The organism is Vibrio sp. 10N (assembly GCF_036245475.1).
Lineage (GTDB): Bacteria > Pseudomonadota > Gammaproteobacteria > Enterobacterales > Vibrionaceae > Vibrio.
Map to the genome: position 1 here is coordinate 32,545 of NZ_BTPM01000001.1, position 21,357 is coordinate 53,901.

A 21,357-nucleotide genomic window follows, 5' to 3' on the forward strand; every position below is an offset into this window, starting at 1 on the left:
TGATTAAGGCTGGATATAGACCTTTTCTGCCACTTTCCAAAATGCGGAAAGCAGTGGGTTGTCGAGATTCGAGCGTTTACACACCACCCCCAATTTGAAGGGTTTGATGGGCTCTAGTTTCAGGCGCTGGATCTTGTCCCTAACCGGACTGTTGACGATAACGACCTCTGGTGCGATACCCACACCACACCCTAATGCCACCATACTGACAATGGCTTCATGACCCGATACTTGCGCATAGATGTTGGGCTTGATACGCATCTTTTTAAACCAGAGGTTGGCTCTTTCGCGAGCGGTGCCCGCTTCTGGGACAATAAACGGGATCTTACTCCAGTCTGGCATGCCATCGGCAAGTTCAGAACCAAAGCTGCTAACGCCTGCTGGTGCTATCACGGATAGCGGGATCTCACTAATGGTCTCAAACTCCAGTCGTGCAGGAAGCAGTTCGGGCAAAGCAGAGATGGCAATGTCGGTCTCATCGTTGATGACCTTATCTATTGCTTGTGCGGGGTCGCCTGTTGAGAGTTCAAATTCGATATAAGGATAGAGCAGCCTGAACTCCGCCAATAGCTCGGGCAGATGGCTGTAACTCGCGGTGACTGAACAAAACAGTCGTAGCTTGCCGCGAAGTTCCTGTTCACCATGTTGGCTGTCTGATTGAAACTGTTGCCACTCACTCACGATGTTAACGGCGATAGGCAATAATTTCTTGCCCGCTGGCGTCAACTCTACCGAGCGGTTATCACGCAAGAACAGGCTTTGATGAGTGTCTTGCTCTAGCTTTTGGATCTGGCGACTGAGTGCTGACGCACTGACATGCATCGCTGTCGCGGTTTTACTGAAGCTTTTACTCTCACAAAGGTGGATAAAAGCTTGAAGGCTTTTAATATTCATAATACTAAAGATATCGGTAGTTGCATTAATTGCAATAACAAATTGTGAATATATCACTTTAAGCAATTTGGTCTCTGCTTTAGTATGAAGTCATTCGATGATAAGCATCGACACTACGGACAGAATTCAACAGGAGAGCCCAACTATGGCTAACTATTTCAATACTCTTAACTTGCGTGAGCAATTAGACCAACTAGGTCGTTGTCGTTTTATGGATCGCTCTGAATTTGCTTCAGAAGCGGATTACCTAAAAGGTAAGAAAGTAGTCATTGTTGGTTGTGGTGCTCAAGGCCTAAACCAAGGCTTGAACATGCGTGATTCTGGCCTAGACGTGTCGTACGCACTTCGTCAGGCAGCGATCGATGAGCAGCGTCAATCGTTCAAAAACGCGAAAGACAACGGTTTCGTTGTGGGTAGCTACGAAGACCTAATTCCTCAAGCTGACCTAGTGGTTAACCTAACTCCTGACAAACAGCACACTAACGTGGTAGAGACGGTAATGCCGCTAATGAAAGAAGGCGCATCTCTAGGTTACTCTCACGGCTTCAACATCGTTGAAGAAGGTATGCAAATCCGTAAAGACCTAACGGTTGTCATGGTTGCACCTAAGTGTCCAGGTACTGAAGTTCGTGAAGAATATAAGCGTGGCTTTGGTGTTCCTACACTTATCGCGGTTCACCCAGAGAACGACCCTCAAGGTGACGGTCTTGAAATCGCTAAAGCATGGGCAGCAGCAACTGGCGGTCACCGTGCAGGTGTTCTAGAGTCTTCATTCGTTGCTGAAGTTAAGTCTGACCTAATGGGTGAGCAAACTATCCTTTGTGGCATGCTACAAGCAGGTTCAATCGTATGTTACGAGAAGATGATTGCTGACGGCATCGACCCAAGCTACGCAGGCAAACTACTTCAGTTCGGTTGGGAAACCATCACAGAAGCACTGAAATTCGGTGGCATCACGCACATGATGGATCGTCTATCTAACCCTGCGAAAGTGAAAGCGTTTGACCTGTCTGAAGAGCTAAAAGACCTAATGCGTCCGCTTTACAACAAGCACATGGATGACATCATTCAAGGCGAATTCTCTAGCACTATGATGGCTGACTGGGCAAATGACGACGTTAACCTTCTAGGTTGGCGTGCAGAGACAGCTGAAACAGCGTTCGAAAACTATCCTGCATCTGATGTAGAAATCTCTGAGCAAGAGTACTTCGACAACGGTATCCTAATGGTGGCTATGGTTCGTGCGGGTGTTGAGCTAGCATTCGAAGCTATGACAGCATCAGGCATCATTGATGAGTCAGCGTACTACGAGTCTCTACACGAGCTTCCACTGATTGCAAACACGATTGCACGTAAGCGTCTATACGAAATGAACGTAGTCATCTCTGATACTGCTGAATACGGTAACTACCTATTCGCTAACGTGGCGACTCCACTTCTTCGTGAGAAGTTCATGCCATCAGTAAGTACGGACGTAATCGGTAAAGGTCTAGGTGAGACATCTAACCAAGTTGATAACGGTAAGCTCATCGAAGTAAACGACGTTATTCGCAACCATCCTGTTGAGTACATCGGTGAAGAGCTACGTGGCTACATGACAGACATGAAGCGCATCGCTGTAGGCGGCTAAGCCGACCAAAAATTAGATAAAAAAGTAAACACAACATAGTAAAAGGGGCTACCAATCGGTAGCCCCTTTCTTTTGTCTATATCATTCGCGCCTAATGCGCGAATACAGTGAACAAATGGTTACTTGTCAGCTAGTTTTTGCTCTAGCTCAGCAAGCTTTTGTTCCATTTCCGTTAGCTTTTGGCGAGTACGAAGCAGCACTTGAGTTTGCACGTCAAACTCTTCGCGGCTAACCACATCAAGCTTATTCAATTGGCCTTGAATCACTTGACGTACTTTCTGATCAACATCCGCTCCAAGCTCTTTCACCGGTTGTGGCATAGAGTCGTGAATCTGCTTAGCAATCTGTTCAAGTTTCTTTGGGTCAAACATGTCTGGTAACTCCTTAAGTAATCCCACTATTCTATGTAATCCACCGGGCAATGTCGTTATTTAGCGTAATAAAAAAGGCCACAATGTGGCCTTTTTCTAAGTAACGCTGTTTTTAACTCACAGCGTAGAATCACATTCACTGTTTATACGCGATTCTCTTTGCATGCAGCTGAAGCTTCGTCAACTCGAGCAATTTTCTCTAAGTCTTTGTCTTCAACAAACACAGGTAGAGGCTTATGACGCTCTGCCAAGTAGGTGTAGATAACTGGCAGTACAAACAGCGTAAACAGCGTACCAATCGCAAGACCAGCAACGATAACGATACCGATACTAAAGCGCTGAGCCGCACCCGCACCGGTTGCGTACATCAGTGGGATAAGGCCTGCAATCATCGCTGCCGTTGTCATCAGGATTGGACGAAGACGGACTTTCGCCGCTTCCATGACCGCTTCCATCTTGCTCTTCTTATGCAGAAGCTGCTCTTCTTTAGCAACCTCACAGATAAGAATACCGTGCTTGGTAATCAGACCAACTAGGGTAATCAAACCCACTTGCGAGTAGATGTTCATCGTTGCTGCGCCCCAAGCGAGAGCAATCAAGGCACCACAAATCGCCAATGGTACCGAGACCATGATAACGAATGGGTCTTTAATCGACTCAAACTGGATAGCCAGTACCAAGAAGATGATCGCTAGCGCTAAACCAAATGTGGCGTACAGTGCGCTACCTTCCGTTACGTACTGACGTGCTTCACCCATGTAGTCATGGTTGTAGCCACTCGGCAGTTTGTTTTCCGCTGTGGACTCAAACCATGCGATGGCATCACCCATAGCGACACCTGGTGATGGCACTGCGCCAACGGTCGCTGAGTTTAGCTGGTTGAAGTGAGGCAGTGAGCGAGGCTCTGCAACCACATCAATGCTAATCAAGCTACCTAGCGGGATCGCTTGTCCATCATCAGAACGAACGAAGTACATGTTCATCGACTCTGGGTTTAGGCGGTATTTACGTTCAACCTGAGGAATAACCTCATACGAACGACCGTTCAGGTCGATACGGTTTACGTAACCATCGGCCATCATCGCACTTAGCGTGATACCAATATCCTGCATGGTCACGCCGTAAGCGCCAGCCATGTCCTTATCGATATTGATCTTCATTGTCGCTGAGTCGTAGTTCAAATCTAACGTTGAGTAGACGAACTGCGCATTTTGCTGAACATCAGACCAAATGTCGGTCGCGATTGTAAACAAGCTTTCAAAGCTGTTCGGTGTCGTGATAACAAACTGGATAGGAAGACCTGAGCCTGCCCCTGGAAGTTCTGGCATTTCAAACGCAGTCACGGCCATACCAGGAACCTGTGATACTAATGCACTCACGCGGTTTTTCACCTCAGCCTGGCTAGCTTCACGTTGACTCCAAGGCACCATAGAGGCAATACCAAACGCTTGGTTAGAGTTAGGCACACCCGTGAATACCTGAGCAAAGGCGACTTCCGGCTGATCCGACAGGATTTTGTTCACGTCGTTCATGGTGTTTTGCAGGTAATCCAAGTTCGCATTCGATGGACCGGTACCCATTAACATCACTACGCCTTTATCTTCTGACGGTGCGAGTTCACTTGGGATGAATTTAAACAGCACTGGCAGAGTTGCAAACACAATGACCGCAAAACCAATCACCACAGGGCGATGCTGCATCACTGCTGTGAGCATTTTTTCATAGCGGTTGGTCATCCCATCAAGTGCATGATGCACTTTTTGTTCAAACTTGCTTGGTTCTTCATTGGCTTTAAGTAGCTTCGAACACATCATTGGAGACAGTGTCAGTGCCACGATACCAGAAACGAATACCGAGCCCGCTAGCGTCAACGCAAACTCTTTAAATAACGATCCGGTAATTCCCCCCATCAGGGCGATTGGTGCATATACCGCACCCAGCGTTAGCGTCATCGCGATAACCGGTACCGCGATCTCGCGCGTACCAATGATCGCCGCACGGAATGGCGACTCACCAAGTTTGATGTGACGGTCAACGTTCTCAAGAACAACGATCGCGTCATCAACCACCAGACCGATAGCCAGTACCATTGCCAGTAGTGTCATCAAGTTCCATGAGAAGCCAATCGCCTGCATCACCATAGCAACACCAATCAGTGATAGCGGGATGGTCACGATAGGGATCAGTACGGCACGGAAAGAGCCCAGGAACAAGGTGATAACCACCAGTACGATCAATGCGGCTTCAAGAATGGTTTTGATAACCTCTTGAATCGATTCGTTGATCGCCACTGTCGAGTCATACATCACGTTCATTTTGATGTTGCTAGGCAGGTTCTTCTCTAGTTGAGGAAGAAGTGCTAGCACATCAGCAGCAATGTTAATCGGGTTAGCACTTGGGGCTGCGTTAATGGCAGCGACCACCGCTTCTTGACCGTTAGCACTCGCGCGATATACGTCGTGGCTCTTTTCTAGAGTCACTTTCGCAATATCCCCTAGGCGAATGACTTGACCATCACTAGAGCTGACTACGAGGTTTTTCAATTCATCGGTATTCGATACTTGGGTATCCGCATTACCGTTATAGAGAACAAACTCGCCCGTTGCCTGACCGGTTGCCGACTGATAGTTGTTGGCGTTCAGAACGTTCATCACGTCTGCCGCGGTCATCTTCAGTGCTGCCATTTTCAGTGGGTCTAGCCATACGCGCAGAGCGTATTTCATACCACCGTACATATCCACTTTCGATACACCATTAACGGTAAACAGCTGTGGATTGATCACGCGTTCCAGGTAGTCAGTGATCTGACTTGATGCCAACTCGTCACTGGTAAAGCCGATATACAGCACCGCCGTTGTCGAACCTGTTGACATGGTTACGGTAGGATCTTCTGACTCTTTAGGAAGCTGAGAACGAACCGAGTTGGTTTTTGCCAGAATATCTGACAGTGCCGCATTAGGGTCGGTATTCAGTTTCATGTTGACGGTAATGGTCGACTTACCGAGTACAGACTGAGAGGTCATGTAGTCAATATTGTCGGCCTGCGCGACAGCTTGTTCCAAAGGCTGAGTAATAAAGCCCTGGATCAGGTCGGCACTGGCACCGTAGTAGCTGGTTGTCACAGTGACAACCGTATTCGTCATTTCTGGGTATTCACGTACCTGCATTTTGAATACTGCTTGTAAACCAAGCAGGGCAATCAAAAAGCTGATCGATACCGCAAGAACAGGACGTTTTATGAAAATATCAGTAAAACGCATTTTGCCTCCAATTACAGCATCGGTGTCTCAGCAGGTGGGACGGTTGCATCGCTTTCCACCACTTTGACTTTTACATCGTTACTCAGACGAACCTGGCCAGAGGTAACAATGATGTCATCTGGGTTAACGCCTTCTAAGATGTGCGCGATGTCACCTGTACGCTCGCCGACTTTAATTACTTGTTGTTTAACGCGTTTTTCGCCATCAACGTCAGTCACGACATACACGTTGTCGCCGTATAGCGTAAACGTGATCGCGGTTTGCGGCAGCGTTACTTGGTTTTCTAGCTTAGGCAGAATGATGTTAGCGCGAGCGAACATACCACTACGCAGTTTGCCATCGTTATTTGGAATATCCGCTTGAACTTGGATCAGACCACTTTGGATGCTAACCGCAGGCTCAATAGCAGAGATAGAGCCTTTAAATGGCTGGTTTGGATACGCGTCAACAAAGATATCAACATCTTGGCCAATAGAAATGCGTGAGAAATCGGTTTGAGGAACCGTGAAACGCAGCTTCATTAGGCTAGTGTCTTCAAGGCGAACGATGTCGTCACTTGGCTGTAGGTATTGGCCTAGGAATACGTTACGGATGCCCACGACACCAGAAAACGGCGCTTTGATCTCACGGCGGTCAATCTGAGCTTTCAAGCTTTCGATGTCAGCAGATAGAGAGAAGTAGCTCGCTTCAGCATCATCGTAAGCTTCACGAGAGATAGAGCCTTTCTTGTAAAGACCTTGGTAACGCTCGTATTTTGCTTTCGCTGCAGGAAGACGCGCTTGCGAACTCTTGAGGTTGGCTTTTTCTACGTCTGAATCCAGAGATACAAGTAGCTGATCTTTTTCAACCATAGAGCCCGATGCAAACGAGATATTGCTGATCACACCGCTCGTTTCTGAAGTCAGTGTGACACCTTGGTTCGGTTCTACGAAACCAATCGCTTCGATAACCGGTACCCAATCTACAGGTTTAACGGTGGTCACGGTGACTGGAAACTCAGGCTCCGGGCGGTTAGCTAAATACTCAGCAATTTTCTGTTGCTTGAACAGGTTGAAACCTATCACACTGCCGAACAGCAGTACTGCGATAAGTAGCATGAAAAATGTCCACTTTTTCATTCTAACGAGAACTCCACATTAGTGTTTTATTATTGCATCCCAACTTGCTTCAATCGCTGCTTCCAACGATGCATCATCAAGTTGATACAGACCCAGAGCATGCTTGCGAGCAAGTGATACGCTTGCCTCTAAGCTTAGTCCAGACAGAATTTCATTATCGAGGTTTTTGAAAACCCCTTGTTTCTTTCCTTCGTTGAATAAGTTGTCCACTTTGGCAAACATTTTTCGTTCTTGTTCCCGAGCAGAACAACAATTTTTTGAAGGAATAGAATCATATTGAGCGCGAGTCTTTAACGAATTGATATTCGATGCAGCGATTCGCCATATATTTAGCCACATGGTTCGGTACTGTTCTTTTAGTGGTTTGTCCGCATCGACGCCAGCTTGAACTGCTTTGGCCATACGGGCGACGACATAAAGTCGCAGCTCCTCTAACAAGTGGTCTTTGTCATCAAAGTAGCGATAAATGGTGCCCGCTGCGACGCCAGCGGCATTCGCTAACTTTTGCATCGACACCCCTTGAATCCCAAATTCAGCAACCATTTTTTCTGCTGCTTCGAGGATTTGTTGGCGTTTATCACCGCTTTTCATTGTTGTCATAAGCCATCCAACCATAATGAATGAACGTTCATTCATTATAGATCAACATAGGTGCATACGTGCAACTTATTTTTAATCACTATTCTATAAAAGTTAAAAACTCTTACAGAGCGTGGCATTGTCGCCAGTAGCAGTCTATTATGTGCGCGTTACAAGTCGTGAGTAGTGAGCACATCAATGAAGCTAAATCCGCAGCAAGATATGGCGGTTAAATACGTCTCTGGTCCATGTCTGGTTCTCGCTGGTGCCGGGTCGGGTAAAACCCGCGTGATAACTAATAAGATAGCCTACCTAGTTCAAAACTGCGGGTATAAGGCGCGAAATATTGCCGCCGTGACTTTTACTAATAAAGCGGCGCGCGAAATGAAAGAGCGTGTCGGGCAAACTCTTGGCAAAAATGAGTCAAAGGGCTTGATGGTTTCGACCTTTCACACTATGGGCCTGAATATCATTCGCCGTGAGTACAAAGCGTTGGGGTTAAAGGCGGGCTTCTCGCTGTTTGATGATCAAGACCAAATGGCGCTACTCAAAGAGCTGACCGAAAAGCAGCTTGATGGTGATAAAGATTTGTTGCGCTCGCTACTGAGTTCAATTTCGAACTGGAAAAACGACATGCTCACTCCTGAGCAGGTCAAAGGCAGTGCGCGATCTGAGCAAGAGCAGTTATTTGCTTACTGCTTTGAGATGTATCAAATCCAGATGAAGGCCTACAATGCGCTCGATTTTGATGATCTGATTGCGCTCCCGGTGATTCTGCTCAAAACCAATCAAGAGGTGCGCGAACGCTGGCAAAAACGCATTCAGTATTTGCTGGTGGATGAATACCAAGATACCAACACCAGTCAGTACGAGCTGGTTAAGTTACTTGTTGGTGAGCGAGCACGTTTTACCGTGGTAGGTGATGACGACCAGTCTATCTATTCATGGCGTGGTGCTAAGCCTCAGAACTTGGTATTGCTTAACAAAGACTTTCCAAATCTGAAAGCGGTCATGCTGGAGCAAAACTATCGTTCAACGAGTCGAATTCTGCGTGCGGCGAATATCTTGATTGCTAATAACCCGCACGTATTTGAGAAATCACTGTTCTCGGAGATCCCTGATGGTGAAAAGCTCAAGGTACTTAAAGCCAAGAATGAAGAGCATGAGGCAGAGCGCGTCACGGGGGAGCTCATTGCACACCGCTTTGTTAATCGCACCGATTATCGTGATTATGCTGTCTTATATAGAGGCAACCATCAGTCGCGTTTGATTGAGAAGGCGCTGATGCAAAACCGAGTCCCATATAAGATCTCTGGTGGTACCTCGTTTTTTGCCCGTGCAGAAATTAAAGACATCATGGCGTACCTGCGTGTGTTGGTGAACCCTGATGATGACAATGCGTTCTTGCGCATCGTCAATACGCCGCGCCGAGAAATTGGACCGGCGACGTTAGAAAAACTCGGCAGCTACGCCAACATGCGTGGCAAGAGCTTGTTTGAGGCCAGTTTCGAGTTAGGGCTAGAGCAACACTTAACAGGCCGAGGTCTTGAGAATCTGCGTCGCTTTACCCAATGGATAGTGACCATCGGCGATAATGCCGAGCGTGGTAACACGGTCGAAGCTGTGCGCGCCTTGGTTCGTGATATTAATTACGAAGACTGGCTCTACGAGACCTCATCAAGCGCAAAAGCGGCAGAAATGCGTATGAAGAACGTGTCGGATCTTTACTCATGGATTGTCGCAGACCTAGAAGGTGACAATTACGATAAAGAAGAGAAGACACTGAAAGAAGTGGTTCAGCGTCTTACTTTGCGTGACATGATGGAGCGCGGTGAAGAAGAAGATGACAGCGACGCCGTTCAACTCATGACGCTGCATGCTTCCAAAGGTCTGGAGTTTCCTTATGTCTATCTGATTGGCTCAGAAGAGGGGATTTTGCCGCATCAAACCAGTATTGATGAGGACAATGTCGAGGAAGAGCGCCGTCTTATGTACGTAGGCATCACCCGGGCACAAAAAGAGCTGACATTTACCATCTGTAAAGAGCGTCGCCAGTTTGGTGAGCTCATCAAGCCCGAGCATAGTCGCTTCCTAGACGAACTCCCATTTGATGATGTCGACTGGGAGCAATCTAAAAAGCCAGTCTCTGCAGAAGAGCGGATGCAAAAAGGCCAAGCGCATATCGCTAATATTCGTGCGATGTTCAATAAGAAGTAACGACAATTTGCACTCTATATAAAGAAGGGGCTCACTAACTAGTGAGCCCCTTCTTTATATAGAGTGCTTTTTCTGAATTACAGACCGGCAATCATGTGCTCGATAGCATCGATGATTTCTTGATCCGAACAATCCATACAAGAGCCTTTTGCTGGCATCGCGTTAAAGCCGTTGATAGCGTGATCCGCTAACACGTCTTTACCTTGAGCAATACGCGGTGCCCAATCACCAGCGTCACCTGTTTTCGGTGCGCCACTGACGCCAATAGAGTGACACGCGGTACAGAAGGTGTTGTAAACAGTAGCACCATCACGTGGGCCTGTAGGTTCTGCTACAACAGGCTCGCTACCGGCTAAGTAAACGCCACCAACAGGTTTAATACGCTCTGCGATAGCGTCATATTCTTCTTGGCTCACATCCGCTGCAAAAGAGGCAGTAGAAAAAGTTAGTGCAGCGACCAACACAGTTAAGATTCGACGAGACATATCCATTAAACTCACTTTACTATCCAACAAGGTAGCAAGTCGGTGCTTGCTATTCATTTATACGATTTTATTCTGCTTGCTGATCTAACGGCTGTTAAATCAATGTAAACATTGGGTGATTATATCCTGTTAACTTGTTGCAATAAACCACAAGTTTTCAGCTTCACGGGGTGAATCACATCGTAAAGCTCGTATTTTCTGTACCAAAGTGCTGAAAAAGACAACAAACGAGAAAAAAAGTTGAAAAAGTACTTTACGACATAGTGTGATATCCGTATTATTCCCATCCGCCGATAGGGCATGCGCCCGTAGCTCAGCTGGATAGAGCGTTGGCCTCCGGAGCCAAAGGTCGAAGGTTCGAATCCTTTCGGGCGTGCCATCCGGATATAATATTGGCAAAACATAATGGTGGCTATAGCTCAGTTGGTAGAGCCCTGGATTGTGATTCCGGTGGTCGCGAGTTCGAATCTCGTTAGCCACCCCATTATTTCGGTGACTTTTGTCTCCTGTTTTGATTTAATCGAAACGAAATCGTTCTGAAAAGAACATCGTCGGTGAATAGCGCAGCTTGGTAGCGCATCTGGTTTGGGACCAGAGGGTCGGGGGTTCGAATCCCTCTTCACCGACCACTATTTCAGTTATCGTTATGAACGGTAACAAAACAAAATTTGTGGTGGCTATAGCTCAGTTGGTAGAGCCCTGGATTGTGATTCCGGTGGTCGCGAGTTCGAATCTCGTTAGCCACCCCATTAATTTTGGTAGCACTTTCAAATTAAAGTGCTCCCCTTTACGTTGTTAAGCGTAATAAAAATTGTCGGTGAATAGCGCAGCTTGGTAGCGCATCTGGTTTGGGACCAGAGGGTCGGGGGTTCGAATCCCTCTTCACCGACCACCATTCGAAAGCCTCGTCGAAAGACGAGGCTTTTTTCGTATGTAGCTTTGCAGTTTTTGAGGAAAGCTCATGCGAGTCGGGGGTCGGGAAGCCCAGTCCTCGAGTGTCGAACCAATCGAATCCCCTTTTCACCGACCACTATTCAAAGGCCTTGTCGAAAGATGAGGCTTTTTTCGTATCTATCATTTAATACATTTGGAGATGTGCGTTGGCAGTGGGTAGAGCCTTCATGGTGGGCATTCTCGTGGGCGTTAATGGATAGAATGACGCTGTTGATAGATGTGTAAGTTGAGGTTTTTCAGGAGGTAACTTGAACGACTAACTAGTTAAATGGTTGTGGATAGTGTGATGTGCTGCCTTTTTTGTGGATTGTAGAGTTATCTGAAAAATAGCGAGTTTGCTGAAAAGTAAATTTGTTTTACCTAGGCCTAGGGTGATGTTCTGAATTATTCATCAGCCTGAGTGGTTGCCCTAGTTAATGTGACTTAGATCTAGATAATACAACTACGGCAAACACAGTTACAAAACATTTGTTTCATTTGTGTTAAAACTATATGGGAATAACTATTCTATATCGTTTGGTGGTAAATGCTATGTAAAGTAACCCTTTTAGCGTTTTGTTGTGATCTCACCCTGTGAGAACGCGGTTTATTATCACTGTTTTGAATTTTGTATCACAATATTATATGTGCCTATTGTGCATAATTATTTACTACTAAGCCTTTACATAGAATTATTTTCGAATTTTTATACTATTTTTGTTGCTTTTCTGTGAAAGTTTTGCCAAATTGATGCCCTTGTAATTAGTCAGTAGAAAATGCTGTCTAAGAATGGATTCAATTTTTCAGACAGGGGCAGAAAACTGCCAAAGCAGTAGAGGTCTGGTAATGTCATTATTAGAAGTTAAAGATCTTCGTATCGAATACCCATCTCGCCATGGGGTACATGCCGCGGTTAAAAATTTGTCGTTCAATATTGAGCGCGGCGAAATTGTTGGTGTTGTGGGTGAGTCTGGTGCAGGTAAATCGACCGTAGGTAATGCGGTGATTGATTTGCTATCACCTCCAGGAACGATCGCTGGTGGCGAAGTGTTCTTGGATGGAGAGAAAATCTCCGGTCTATCTCCTGAACAGATGCGAAAAGTTCGTGGCTCAAAAATCGGGTTTATTTTCCAAGACCCAATGACCTCACTTAATCCACTCTTCACGGTTGAGCAACAATTAAAAGAGACCATCCACGCCAATATGAAGGTGACGGATGAGCAGGCCTATGAGCGCTCGCTTAACCTAATGAAGCAAGTGGGTATTCCACAACCAGAAAACCGTCTTAAACAATACCCACACCAGTTCTCTGGTGGTATGCGTCAGCGTGTGGTTATCGCTATCGCGTTAGCGGGTGAACCTGACCTAATCATTGCTGATGAGCCAACCACGGCATTGGATGTATCAATTCAAGATCAAATCCTAGGTTTGATTCGCGAACTGTGCATCAAGAACAACGTGGGTTGTATGCTAGTCACGCATGATATGGGTGTGGTTTCCAACGTAACTGACCGCGTAGCGGTAATGTATCGCGGTGACCTGGTGGAGTTTGGCGCGACTAAGAAAGTACTGGGCGACCCAGATCACCCATACACACGCAGCCTGATTTCCGCGGTTCCTCGTTCAGACATGAAACTGGATCGCTTCCCACTGGTTAGCTACATCGAAGAAGCTCACGAAATGGAGCCGCTTGATGTGAAAAACCACTGGTTAGGTCAAAGCCAAGATCACCGTGACTACACAGGCCCACTTCTTAACGTAGAGAATGTAAACCTACGCTTTGTGACCAAAGATTCTTTGTTCGAAAGCCGTCGTGAGTATGTTCAAGCGTCTAATAATGTGAGCTTTGAAGTTCATGAGGGTGAGACATTTGGTCTGGTAGGTGAGTCAGGTTCTGGTAAATCAACCATTGCTCGTGTTATTGCCGGTCTGTACGCACCAAACTCAGGTAAAGTGACCTTTGAGGGGATCGACCTAACCTCGCTTAAGTCGGAGAAAGAACGTCGTCCGATGCGTCGTCAGATGCAGATGGTGTTCCAAAACCCGTACACCTCAATGAACCCGCGCATGAAGATCTACGACATCATCGCCGAGCCTATTCGCTTCCACAAGCTGACGGCGAATGAGTCAGAAACCAAACAGATTGTTGAAGATCTGCTTGAGCACGTGGGCCTTGGTAAGATGGCGGGTGTGAAATATCCGCACGAGTTCTCAGGTGGTCAGCGTCAGCGTATCTCTATCGCTCGCGCACTAGCAACGCGTCCACGTCTATTGATTTGTGATGAGCCAACATCGGCACTGGATGTATCCGTTCAGGCGCAGATTTTGAACCTACTTAAAGATCTTCAGCAAGAGCTGAATCTCACCATGCTGTTTATCAGTCACGACCTGCCGGTTATCCGTCAGATGTGTGACCGAGTGGGCGTAATGCAAATGGGTACGCTACTGGAAGTAGCACCGACTGAACAATTGTTTACCGACCCACAGCATGAGTACAGCAAGCAACTGATTTCCTTGATGCCTGAATTTACAGGTTTAAGAGAAGATGTAGTAAAAACGGCGTAAGCCAAATAAGTTCCTTATCGGAAATATAAGCAGAAGCAAACACAACAAAAAGGGATCCGGATCCCCGCATGAAGGAGTTATGCATAATGAAAACCATGAAAAGTAAACTAGCAGTGGCTTTGATGGCAGCTGGCCTAAGCCTTAGCGCTGCAGCAGCAAACATCACCGTAGCATACGACGCTGACCCAGTAACGCTTGACCCACAAGAACAGCTATCTGGCGGTGTGATGCAGCTTTCACACATGGTATTTGACCCACTAGTACGTTTTAACCAAGACATGGAATTTGAGCCACGTTTGGCTGAGTCTTGGGAGCGTGTCGACAACGAAACTATGCGTTTCAACCTACGTAAAGGCGTTAAGTTCCACTCTGGAAACGAACTAACGGCTGACGACGTAGTATGGACATTTGCGCGTCTTAAGAAGTCAGCTGACTTCAAAGGTATCTTTGCGCCGCTAGTGTCACTGACTAAAGTTGACGACTACACCATCGAAATCAAAACTGACGGCACTTACCCGCTAGTTGAGAACGTTGCAACGTACATCTTCCCAATGGACAGCAAGTTCTACTCTGGTACAACGGCAGACGGTAAAGACAAAGGCGAAATCGTTAAGCACGGTAACTCTTTTGCTTCTACTAACGTTTCTGGTACTGGCCCATTCACGGTTAAATCACGTGAGCAAGGCATCAAGGTTGAGTTTGAGCGTAACCCTAACTACTGGGATACCGCATCAAAAGGTAACGTTGATAACCTAACACTTGTTCCAATCAAAGAAGCAGCAACGCGTGTAGCAGCACTTCTTTCTGGCGACGTAGACATGATTGCTCCAGTAGCACCAAACGACTACAAGCGTGTGGATAGCGCGAGCAACATCAACCTATACACTATGCCTGGTACGCGTGTAATCACGTTCCAAATGAACCAAAACAGCAACGAAGCGCTGAAAGACGTTCGCGTTCGTCAAGCTATCGTTCACGCTATCAACAACGAAGGTATTGCTAAGAAGATCATGAAAGGTGCTGCGACACCAGCAGGTCAGCAAAGCCCAGTTGGTTACGCGGGTTACAACGAAGAACTTAAGCCACGCTACGACCTGAAGAAAGCGAAACAGCTAATGAAGGAAGCGGGTTACGAGAACGGCTTTACGCTATCTATGATGGCGCCAAACAACCGTTACGTGAACGACGACAAGATCGCTCAAGCTGCAGCAGCAATGCTGTCTAAGATCGGCATCAAGGTTGATCTGAAGACAATGCCTAAAGCGCAATACTGGCCAGAGTTTGATAAGTGTGCAGCAGACATGATGATGATCGGCTGGCACCCAGATACAGAAGATTCAGCGAACTTCACAGAGTTCCTAACGATGACTCGTGATGAAACTACGGGTCGTGGTCAGTACAACTGTGGTCACTACTCTAACCCAGAAGTGGACAAGATCGTTTCTGCATCTAACTCTGAGACAGACCTAGCGAAGCGTAGCGCGATGCTTAAGCAAGTAGAAGCAACGCTATACGATGAAGCGGCGTTTGTTCCTCTACACTGGCAAGATCCATCATGGGCAGCGAAATCTAACGTTGAGATTGGCCCAATCATCAACGGTATGAACTTCCCATACTTTGGTGACCTAGTCGTTAAGTAAGCGGCACTCTCTCGCTGAGTAAGCGACAGATAATCGCGCTCTGCTTTGTTCAGCGAGCAGAGCGCGCTTTTTAGGCTGAACGAAATTTTTAATGTAATGGATACATAAGGGGCAAGGAATGTTTTCGTTTCTGGTCAAGCGCCTGTTTCAGGCACTGATAGTGATGTTTGTGATCAGTTTGGTGGCGTTTGCCATTCAGGATAACCTGGGCGACCCGTTGCGTGAACTTGTAGGTCAGTCGGTTTCAGAAGCAGAGCGTCAAGCGATGCGCGATGAAATGGGCCTCAACGATCCCTTCATTACGAAATACGCGCGTTTTCTTGGTAACGCGGTACAAGGTGATTTAGGCAACTCATACTTCTTCAAGCGTCCAGCGGTTGAAGTGATTGCGAGCAAACTAGTGGCGACGCTAGAGCTGGTATTTGGTGCCACGTTAATCATAATCTGTTTATCTATCCCTCTTGGGGTTTATTCGGCAATTAACCCGAAGAGTTTCTTTACCAAAGTCGTGATGGCAGGCAGCAGCATCGGTATCTCGATCCCTGTTTTCCTAACGGCAATCATGTTGATGTATGTGTTCTCTATCGAACTGGGTTGGTTCCCGTCCTACGGACGAGGTGAAACCGCAAACTGGTTTGGTTGGGACTCTGGCTTCTTAACGCTTGATGGTCTGGCGCACTTGGTGCTGCCATGTATCGCACTGGCTTCCATTATGTTGCCACTGTTTATTCGTCTAGTGCGCGCAGAGATGTTGGAAGTACTGAGCTCTGAGTACATCAAATTTGGTAAAGCAAAAGGTCTAGCTCTGCATAAGATCTATTACCAACACGCGCTTAAAAACACCATGCTACCGGTACTGACGGTAGGTGGCGTGCAAATCGGTACTATGGTGGCGTACACCATCCTAACCGAAACCGTATTCCAGTGGCCTGGCACAGGCTTCCTTTTCCTAGAGGCAATCAACCGCGTAGATACGCCGCTTATCACCGCGTACGTTATCTTTGTAGGTCTTATCTTCGTTGTGACTAACACTATCGTTGACCTGCTATACGGCTTGATTAACCCAACAGTAAACCTAACTGGTAAAGGAGCATAACCATGACACAAGCAGTACAAACCGTTCCTTCACGTTGGGAGCGTTTCAAACAATCGGATTTTCTGTATTACTTCAAGCGCGACAAGGTTGCGATGACGAGTTTCACTGTCTTTATGGTGATTCTAGTAATGTCGTTAGCTTCGCCGTTGATTGCACCGCATAACCCGTACGATCTCAGTACCATCGACATTATGGATGCCGAGCTGCCACCATCTTGGATGGAAGACGGCGACGCAACTTTCCCGCTGGGTACCGATGAGCAAGGTCGTGATATTCTGTCGACGATTCTTTACGGATCTCGTCTATCGCTGACGATTGGCTTTGCGGCAGTAGGTCTTCAGCTATTTCTAGGTACCGTTATTGGTTTGTCAGCAGGTTACTTTGGTGGCCGCGTTGATAGCTTCCTAATGCGTTTTGCAGACGTTCAGCTGTCGTTCTCAACCATGATGGTAGCGATCATTGTCTCGGCTATCTTTAAGGCGAGCTTTGGTAGTGAGTTCTTCAGTCAATATGCAGTACTGATGCTGGTGGTGATCATCGGTATTGCCGAATGGCCGCAGTACGCACGTACCATTCGTGCTTCGGTACTGGCTGAGAAGAAGAAAGAGTATGTAGAAGCTGCACGTGTGATGGGCTTTAAAGCGCCTCGCATCATGTTCCGTCACATCCTGCCAAACTGTTTGTCGCCTATCTTGGTTATCTCAACAGTACAGGTTGCGAATGCGATCATGTCAGAAGCAGCTCTGTCATTCCTAGGTCTTGGCCTACCGGTTGACCAACCATCGCTGGGTGCACTTATTAGTATCGGCTTTAAGTACATCTTCTCTGGTGCTTGGTGGATCACGGCGTTCCCTGGTCTAGTTCTGATCACTTTAGTACTAGTAATCAACCTATTAGGTGACTGGTTACGTGATGTATTTAACCCGAAAATCTACAAAGGGTGATCGAGAGTGATTGATTTTTAAACCCAATCCTCACTACACTAAGAGTCGCAAATCATTGCGGCTCTTTTTATTTGTGCCGCAAATTCCAGATGAAGTGTTCAGGGGATAGGTATGGGCTCTTTTTGCAGAGTAAAGGGATTGGCAAGCGTAACATCACGTTGGCTGCGTAGTAGTGTTCTGCTAAGTGTTTTGGCGATGTCTAACGGGGTGCTGGCTGACGATGCACTGTGTGATGCCAGCCAAATGTCGACCAATCAACTTCCCGTCCTCGCTGAAAACTGTCCTATCGGGAAGGGAGTATGGGGCAGTAAAGTCCCGGTATCGACCGGCGCCGTGTATTGGATCCAGTGTGGGATACTTGAGACTCCCATGGCTCTTGAACAAGCGATGCCTCTTTACTCAGAGATATCGTCGGATGTCTGGATGTTGCCACAAAAGAGCAGCTATCGCTGTTTGATTGGCCCCTACGTTGATGTGAATAAGGCTAAGCAAGACTTAATCGAGGTCAAAGGGGTAAGCGGTTATGGCGATGCCTTTATTCGCATCGTTGAGCGAGACGGACAGGCTGAGAAGTCCTCTCAGTCAAACACTCAAGGCGTCAAAGCCGCCTTTGCCAAGCCTCACGCTGCGGAGCAAAAAAGCGCTCCGCAAATGACATCAGAAAGCCGCAACCTCGACAAACCCAAACAGCCCGTCCCTCAATCTACAGCGGCAACGCCCAAACCCGTTAAAAAAGCCACATCAATACCCGCTCTCCCTAGCACTGCGTCTTCTTCTCTCTCCATCCGCCTTGCAGCACAGCTTGACGGAAAACGCTATGCGGTACCTTACCTATCTGGCGGTGACCATCAATTCTACATGGAGCATGACAAGGCTTGGAATCGCCTGAGCTATAACAGTGCGATTAAGGTATGCAGCGATCTCGATATGCATTTGGTGAGCAACAGTGAGTGGCAGACGCTTGTTGGCTCCAATATCATGACCAAGAATCAATGGCCAATGCAGATGCCGTATTGGGGCGATGGTCAGAAAGGGCTATTTACTAATGGCAAGGTGTCACCGCTTAAAGGCAACACCTTGTTGAATGTGGTGTGTGTCGGAAAGTAAGTGTTATGGCAGCAGCCAGCGAGTTTTTGCGCTGCGAGCCAGTAACCAACTGGTACCCAATGCCAAGCTGCCGCTGATGACGACCCAGAATGGGATCATATAAATCGGGTGCCCGTGGTGCAGACCGAGTTCATTCATCGGCCATAAAAACAGTGGGTGCAGAATGTAGATGCCAAGGCTGTACTGACTAATAAAGCTCACGACCTTTTTCACTTTTGGTTTTAGATTATCCGCATACGCTTTGCATAGGATGAAAATCATACTGGCGGCGAGAACCGTGTTCAGCGTCTTGTATGAGAACCAGCGACCGACATAATAGCGGTCAGCTTCAATACTGCCTTGCACCACCATGTAACTGCTCAGCGCCATCGCACCAACGCCAAGAATGACGGAGGCCATTACCACACCGCGACTGGCTGGTAGCTTCTGATACAAAATATAACCGAGTGGCAATAAGCCCATATACAGCCAGAACTGCTCACTCCATGGCCCGTCAATCCGCATCAAAAACAGCAACGTGGTCAATAGCCAAAGCCCAGTAAACGCATAAAGTGCGCCATCATCAAACTTGCGCACAAAGATTTGCAGAAACGGAATTGCCGCATACAGCGGGATGAAGTAATAGAAGAAGCCAAGATGGTAATAGGTTTGGTGATGATAGCTCTCAGCTAGCACCTGTTTCACCGTATCGCCATTAAAACCTTCAATCGTCCAGCCGGACAAATAGGCGTAAAACAGTGACCACACCAGAAATGGGATCAGTACTTTTCCTAAGCGGCGTGACAGATAGTATTTGAGATCGAAAGGACGCGTATCGTTGAGCATCAGAGCGCCTGTGATCAGAATAAACACCGGCACCGCCCAGCGGCTAAAACCGTTGAAAGTGATCGCCGTTACCCACTCGCCCATTGGGATTTGTCCAAGTTCATGACGGTAAGGTCCAAGCGCATGAATGATGATCACCGCCAGCGCCGCCACACAGCGCATAGCATCAAAGAAATAAACGTGTTTTTTTTCCATTAACAACTCCTTACAGTCTCCACAAACTATAAGGAAGTTTTGCCAACTAAGAAAGGTAGAGGGGATCAGAGTTGTGTAAAAACTGCCCCGCAGGGCAGTTTGAGGAGCTCGCGTTACTTCGCGAGTTTAAGCCATTCTCTGTATAGGTTGTCAGCCAGATCGTGGTTCTCAGTAAACAATAGCGGCTTAGATTGATTACGACTGTCCTCGTAAGCCACATGCAAGCCTTGGCTTGTTAATGTGGTGAATGAGATAACCCAATCTTCATCGAAGTCGCTGGCACTAAGCACGAGGTCACCTTGGTCACTAATACGCCATGAGCCTTGCATTTCAGTCTCTGGCCAATTGAGCCCATTTCTTTCCACAATCACGCCACTACCATCCTCATTGAGGATTATCTTAGCCATGTCTGGGTTAGCCTTGCTAGACGTGGAATCATCCCAGAAGTGGTATAACGTTTTGCCAGCAAACTCTGATGCCGTCACCACACGCTTTTCATAGCCAGTGTCACCAAAGTTTACTTGGCTAGCCACAAATAAATCGTTTTGAGGTGTCACGGTTAAGCTGAGTTTCTCACCAAGCAAAATGATGGTTTCTTCGCCGTCTGAGGTAATGTAGCCAGTATCGGTGTAAGTAAGCGGCTGCTCACCAACTTTACCGTTGTCATCAATAAAACTCACCTTGTTTTCGTGGAAGGTGATTTCTGAAACCCCCTCTGTATGGAAATAGTAATCATTGGTCGAGACATAGTAATAGGTCGAGCCGACCATCATGCTCTTGATGGTTTTTGGCGACTCCGTGACGTTACCCTTTTCATCGACGATGATGGTGTCTAGATCGACGTTGTTATTGACCTGCTCAGCAATTTTATCTTGGATGTTTGTGAGCTGAGTTTTGATATCAGAGAGGTTTGCTTCTGAGCCGGCGAGATCACTATCCAGTTGCAGCGTCAGTGAGCGCGCAATGGCATGCACTTGTTTTGCCTCGGCGTTGGCTTGTTTTGCAGCCACGTAGTCCGCATCTAAGACGGTGCGGTCGATATTCAAATCTGTCGCGACTTCTTCCAGTGTTTTCTGTTCGAGAACGGCGATGGTTGAGAATGGGCTGACAACCGCGGTGCCTGCGGGTGCCGCGATCTCAAATGTGTTGATCAGCCTGCCACCTTTATCGGTATCGTAACTGCGACCCGCAACGGCGCGAACGATGATTGGGAAGTCGGCATCGGCTTCCGAAATGGTGAACTTACCCTGTGAATCGGTGGTCGCCGTCAACTTCTCATCGGTTTCAGCAATGTTGTTGCGGTTACGGTCAACGTAGACATCAGCATTGACCAAGTAGCCATCAAGAGCTTGTCGCTGCAATGAAGGCTTGGCTTGCTCACCGCCGCCAGCTGAGGTGCCAGCATCACCACTATCGCTACCGCCGCAGCCAGTAAGAATCAAAGAAACCGCGATGGCGATTGCGCTAAGTTGTTTCATAGGGTCGTTCCTTGTTTGCT

At 47.3% G+C, this 21,357-nt stretch carries 15 protein-coding genes and 5 tRNA genes; 12 read left to right on the forward strand and 8 right to left on the reverse strand.

The window, feature by feature from the left end:
* Positions 1-3 precede the first annotated feature (3 nt).
* Positions 4-894 (reverse strand): HTH-type transcriptional activator IlvY, encoded by an 891-nt coding sequence (ilvY, locus tag AAA946_RS00150; protein ID WP_338163167.1) that lies wholly within the window; start codon positions 892-894, stop codon positions 4-6.
* A gap of 145 nt (positions 895-1,039) precedes the next feature.
* Here ilvY and ilvC point away from each other — a divergent pair, with 145 nt between their 5' ends.
* Positions 1,040-2,524 carry a ketol-acid reductoisomerase gene (ilvC, locus tag AAA946_RS00155; protein WP_338163168.1) on the forward strand — a complete coding sequence of 495 codons (1,485 nt, stop codon included), beginning with the start codon at positions 1,040-1,042 and terminating at the stop codon, positions 2,522-2,524.
* A gap of 119 nt (positions 2,525-2,643) precedes the next feature.
* On the opposite strand, the gene ubiK is transcribed toward ilvC, so the two are convergent.
* The 4 genes from ubiK to AAA946_RS00175 all read right to left on the reverse strand — a co-directional run bounded on the left by ubiK (position 2,644) and on the right by AAA946_RS00175 (position 7,873).
* On the reverse strand, positions 2,644-2,895 hold the full coding sequence (gene ubiK, locus AAA946_RS00160) for a ubiquinone biosynthesis accessory factor UbiK (protein WP_042477776.1): 252 nt from the start codon (positions 2,893-2,895) through the stop codon (positions 2,644-2,646).
* 143 nt (positions 2,896-3,038) lie between these two features.
* Positions 3,039-6,155 (reverse strand): multidrug efflux RND transporter permease subunit, encoded by a 3,117-nt coding sequence (locus tag AAA946_RS00165; protein ID WP_338163169.1) that lies wholly within the window; start codon positions 6,153-6,155, stop codon positions 3,039-3,041.
* 11 nt (positions 6,156-6,166) lie between these two features.
* Positions 6,167-7,273, reverse strand: a complete 1,107-nt coding sequence (locus AAA946_RS00170) for an efflux RND transporter periplasmic adaptor subunit (RefSeq protein ID WP_338163170.1) — start codon at positions 7,271-7,273, stop codon at positions 6,167-6,169.
* A gap of 18 nt (positions 7,274-7,291) precedes the next feature.
* A complete protein-coding gene (locus AAA946_RS00175; RefSeq protein WP_338163171.1) occupies positions 7,292-7,873 on the reverse strand; it encodes a TetR/AcrR family transcriptional regulator in 582 nt (193 codons plus the stop codon).
* A gap of 177 nt (positions 7,874-8,050) precedes the next feature.
* On the opposite strand from AAA946_RS00175, the gene rep reads away from it, so the two are divergent.
* On the forward strand, positions 8,051-10,069 hold the full coding sequence (gene rep, locus AAA946_RS00180) for a DNA helicase Rep (protein ID WP_338163172.1): 2,019 nt from the start codon (positions 8,051-8,053) through the stop codon (positions 10,067-10,069).
* 77 nt (positions 10,070-10,146) lie between these two features.
* On the opposite strand, the gene AAA946_RS00185 is transcribed toward rep, so the two are convergent.
* Positions 10,147-10,560, reverse strand: a complete 414-nt coding sequence (locus tag AAA946_RS00185; RefSeq protein WP_338163173.1) for a c-type cytochrome — start codon at positions 10,558-10,560, stop codon at positions 10,147-10,149.
* 296 nt (positions 10,561-10,856) lie between these two features.
* On the opposite strand from AAA946_RS00185, the gene AAA946_RS00190 reads away from it, so the two are divergent.
* The 10 genes from AAA946_RS00190 to AAA946_RS00235 all read left to right on the forward strand — a co-directional run bounded on the left by AAA946_RS00190 (position 10,857) and on the right by AAA946_RS00235 (position 18,839).
* Positions 10,857-10,933, forward strand: a tRNA-Arg gene (locus tag AAA946_RS00190).
* Positions 10,934-10,962: 29 nt separating this feature from the next.
* Positions 10,963-11,038: transfer RNA gene (locus AAA946_RS00195), tRNA-His, on the forward strand.
* Positions 11,039-11,106: 68 nt separating this feature from the next.
* Positions 11,107-11,183: transfer RNA gene (locus tag AAA946_RS00200), tRNA-Pro, on the forward strand.
* Positions 11,184-11,227: 44 nt separating this feature from the next.
* A tRNA-His gene (locus AAA946_RS00205) sits at positions 11,228-11,303 on the forward strand.
* Positions 11,304-11,369: 66 nt separating this feature from the next.
* Positions 11,370-11,446 (forward strand) — tRNA-Pro (locus AAA946_RS00210).
* Between the two features lie 887 nt (positions 11,447-12,333).
* Positions 12,334-14,052 carry an ABC transporter ATP-binding protein gene (locus AAA946_RS00215; RefSeq protein ID WP_338163174.1) on the forward strand — a complete coding sequence of 573 codons (1,719 nt, stop codon included), beginning with the start codon at positions 12,334-12,336 and terminating at the stop codon, positions 14,050-14,052.
* Positions 14,053-14,138: 86 nt separating this feature from the next.
* Positions 14,139-15,692, forward strand: coding sequence for an ABC transporter substrate-binding protein (locus tag AAA946_RS00220; RefSeq protein ID WP_338163175.1), 1,554 nt, complete (start codon positions 14,139-14,141; stop codon positions 15,690-15,692).
* 118 nt (positions 15,693-15,810) lie between these two features.
* A complete protein-coding gene (locus tag AAA946_RS00225; RefSeq protein WP_042477785.1) occupies positions 15,811-16,788 on the forward strand; it encodes an ABC transporter permease in 978 nt (325 codons plus the stop codon).
* A 2-nt stretch (positions 16,789-16,790) separates the two neighbouring features.
* The gene (locus AAA946_RS00230; protein WP_338163176.1) at positions 16,791-17,732 is read left to right on the forward strand and encodes an ABC transporter permease; all 942 of its coding nucleotides are present in this window, start codon (positions 16,791-16,793) and stop codon (positions 17,730-17,732) included.
* Between the two features lie 195 nt (positions 17,733-17,927).
* Positions 17,928-18,839, forward strand: a complete 912-nt coding sequence (locus tag AAA946_RS00235) for an SPOR domain-containing protein (protein WP_338163177.1) — start codon at positions 17,928-17,930, stop codon at positions 18,837-18,839.
* Positions 18,840-18,842: 3 nt separating this feature from the next.
* On the opposite strand, the gene AAA946_RS00240 is transcribed toward AAA946_RS00235, so the two are convergent.
* Together AAA946_RS00240 and AAA946_RS00245 are read right to left on the reverse strand one after the other, a co-directional pair.
* A complete protein-coding gene (locus tag AAA946_RS00240; RefSeq protein ID WP_338163178.1) occupies positions 18,843-19,859 on the reverse strand; it encodes an acyltransferase in 1,017 nt (338 codons plus the stop codon).
* 113 nt (positions 19,860-19,972) lie between these two features.
* Positions 19,973-21,337, reverse strand: a complete 1,365-nt coding sequence (locus tag AAA946_RS00245; protein ID WP_338163179.1) for a hypothetical protein — start codon at positions 21,335-21,337, stop codon at positions 19,973-19,975.
* Positions 21,338-21,357 lie beyond the last annotated feature (20 nt).

Coding starts and splice junctions, on each gene's coding strand:
- AAA946_RS00185 (WP_338163173.1), bottom strand. CDS start 10,560: ATGGATATGTCTCGTCGAATCTTAACTGTGTTGGTCGCTGCACTAACT.
- AAA946_RS00245 (WP_338163179.1), bottom strand. CDS start 21,337: ATGAAACAACTTAGCGCAATCGCCATCGCGGTTTCTTTGATTCTTACT.
- AAA946_RS00220 (WP_338163175.1), top strand. CDS start 14,139: ATGAAAACCATGAAAAGTAAACTAGCAGTGGCTTTGATGGCAGCTGGC.
- AAA946_RS00215 (WP_338163174.1), top strand. CDS start 12,334: ATGTCATTATTAGAAGTTAAAGATCTTCGTATCGAATACCCATCTCGC.
- ilvC (WP_338163168.1), top strand. CDS start 1,040: ATGGCTAACTATTTCAATACTCTTAACTTGCGTGAGCAATTAGACCAA.
- rep (WP_338163172.1), top strand. CDS start 8,051: ATGAAGCTAAATCCGCAGCAAGATATGGCGGTTAAATACGTCTCTGGT.
- AAA946_RS00225 (WP_042477785.1), top strand. CDS start 15,811: ATGTTTTCGTTTCTGGTCAAGCGCCTGTTTCAGGCACTGATAGTGATG.
- ubiK (WP_042477776.1), bottom strand. CDS start 2,895: ATGTTTGACCCAAAGAAACTTGAACAGATTGCTAAGCAGATTCACGAC.
- AAA946_RS00230 (WP_338163176.1), top strand. CDS start 16,791: ATGACACAAGCAGTACAAACCGTTCCTTCACGTTGGGAGCGTTTCAAA.
- AAA946_RS00165 (WP_338163169.1), bottom strand. CDS start 6,155: ATGCGTTTTACTGATATTTTCATAAAACGTCCTGTTCTTGCGGTATCG.
- AAA946_RS00240 (WP_338163178.1), bottom strand. CDS start 19,859: ATGGAAAAAAAACACGTTTATTTCTTTGATGCTATGCGCTGTGTGGCG.
- AAA946_RS00235 (WP_338163177.1), top strand. CDS start 17,928: ATGTCTAACGGGGTGCTGGCTGACGATGCACTGTGTGATGCCAGCCAA.
- AAA946_RS00175 (WP_338163171.1), bottom strand. CDS start 7,873: ATGACAACAATGAAAAGCGGTGATAAACGCCAACAAATCCTCGAAGCA.
- AAA946_RS00170 (WP_338163170.1), bottom strand. CDS start 7,273: ATGAAAAAGTGGACATTTTTCATGCTACTTATCGCAGTACTGCTGTTC.
- ilvY (WP_338163167.1), bottom strand. CDS start 894: ATGAATATTAAAAGCCTTCAAGCTTTTATCCACCTTTGTGAGAGTAAA.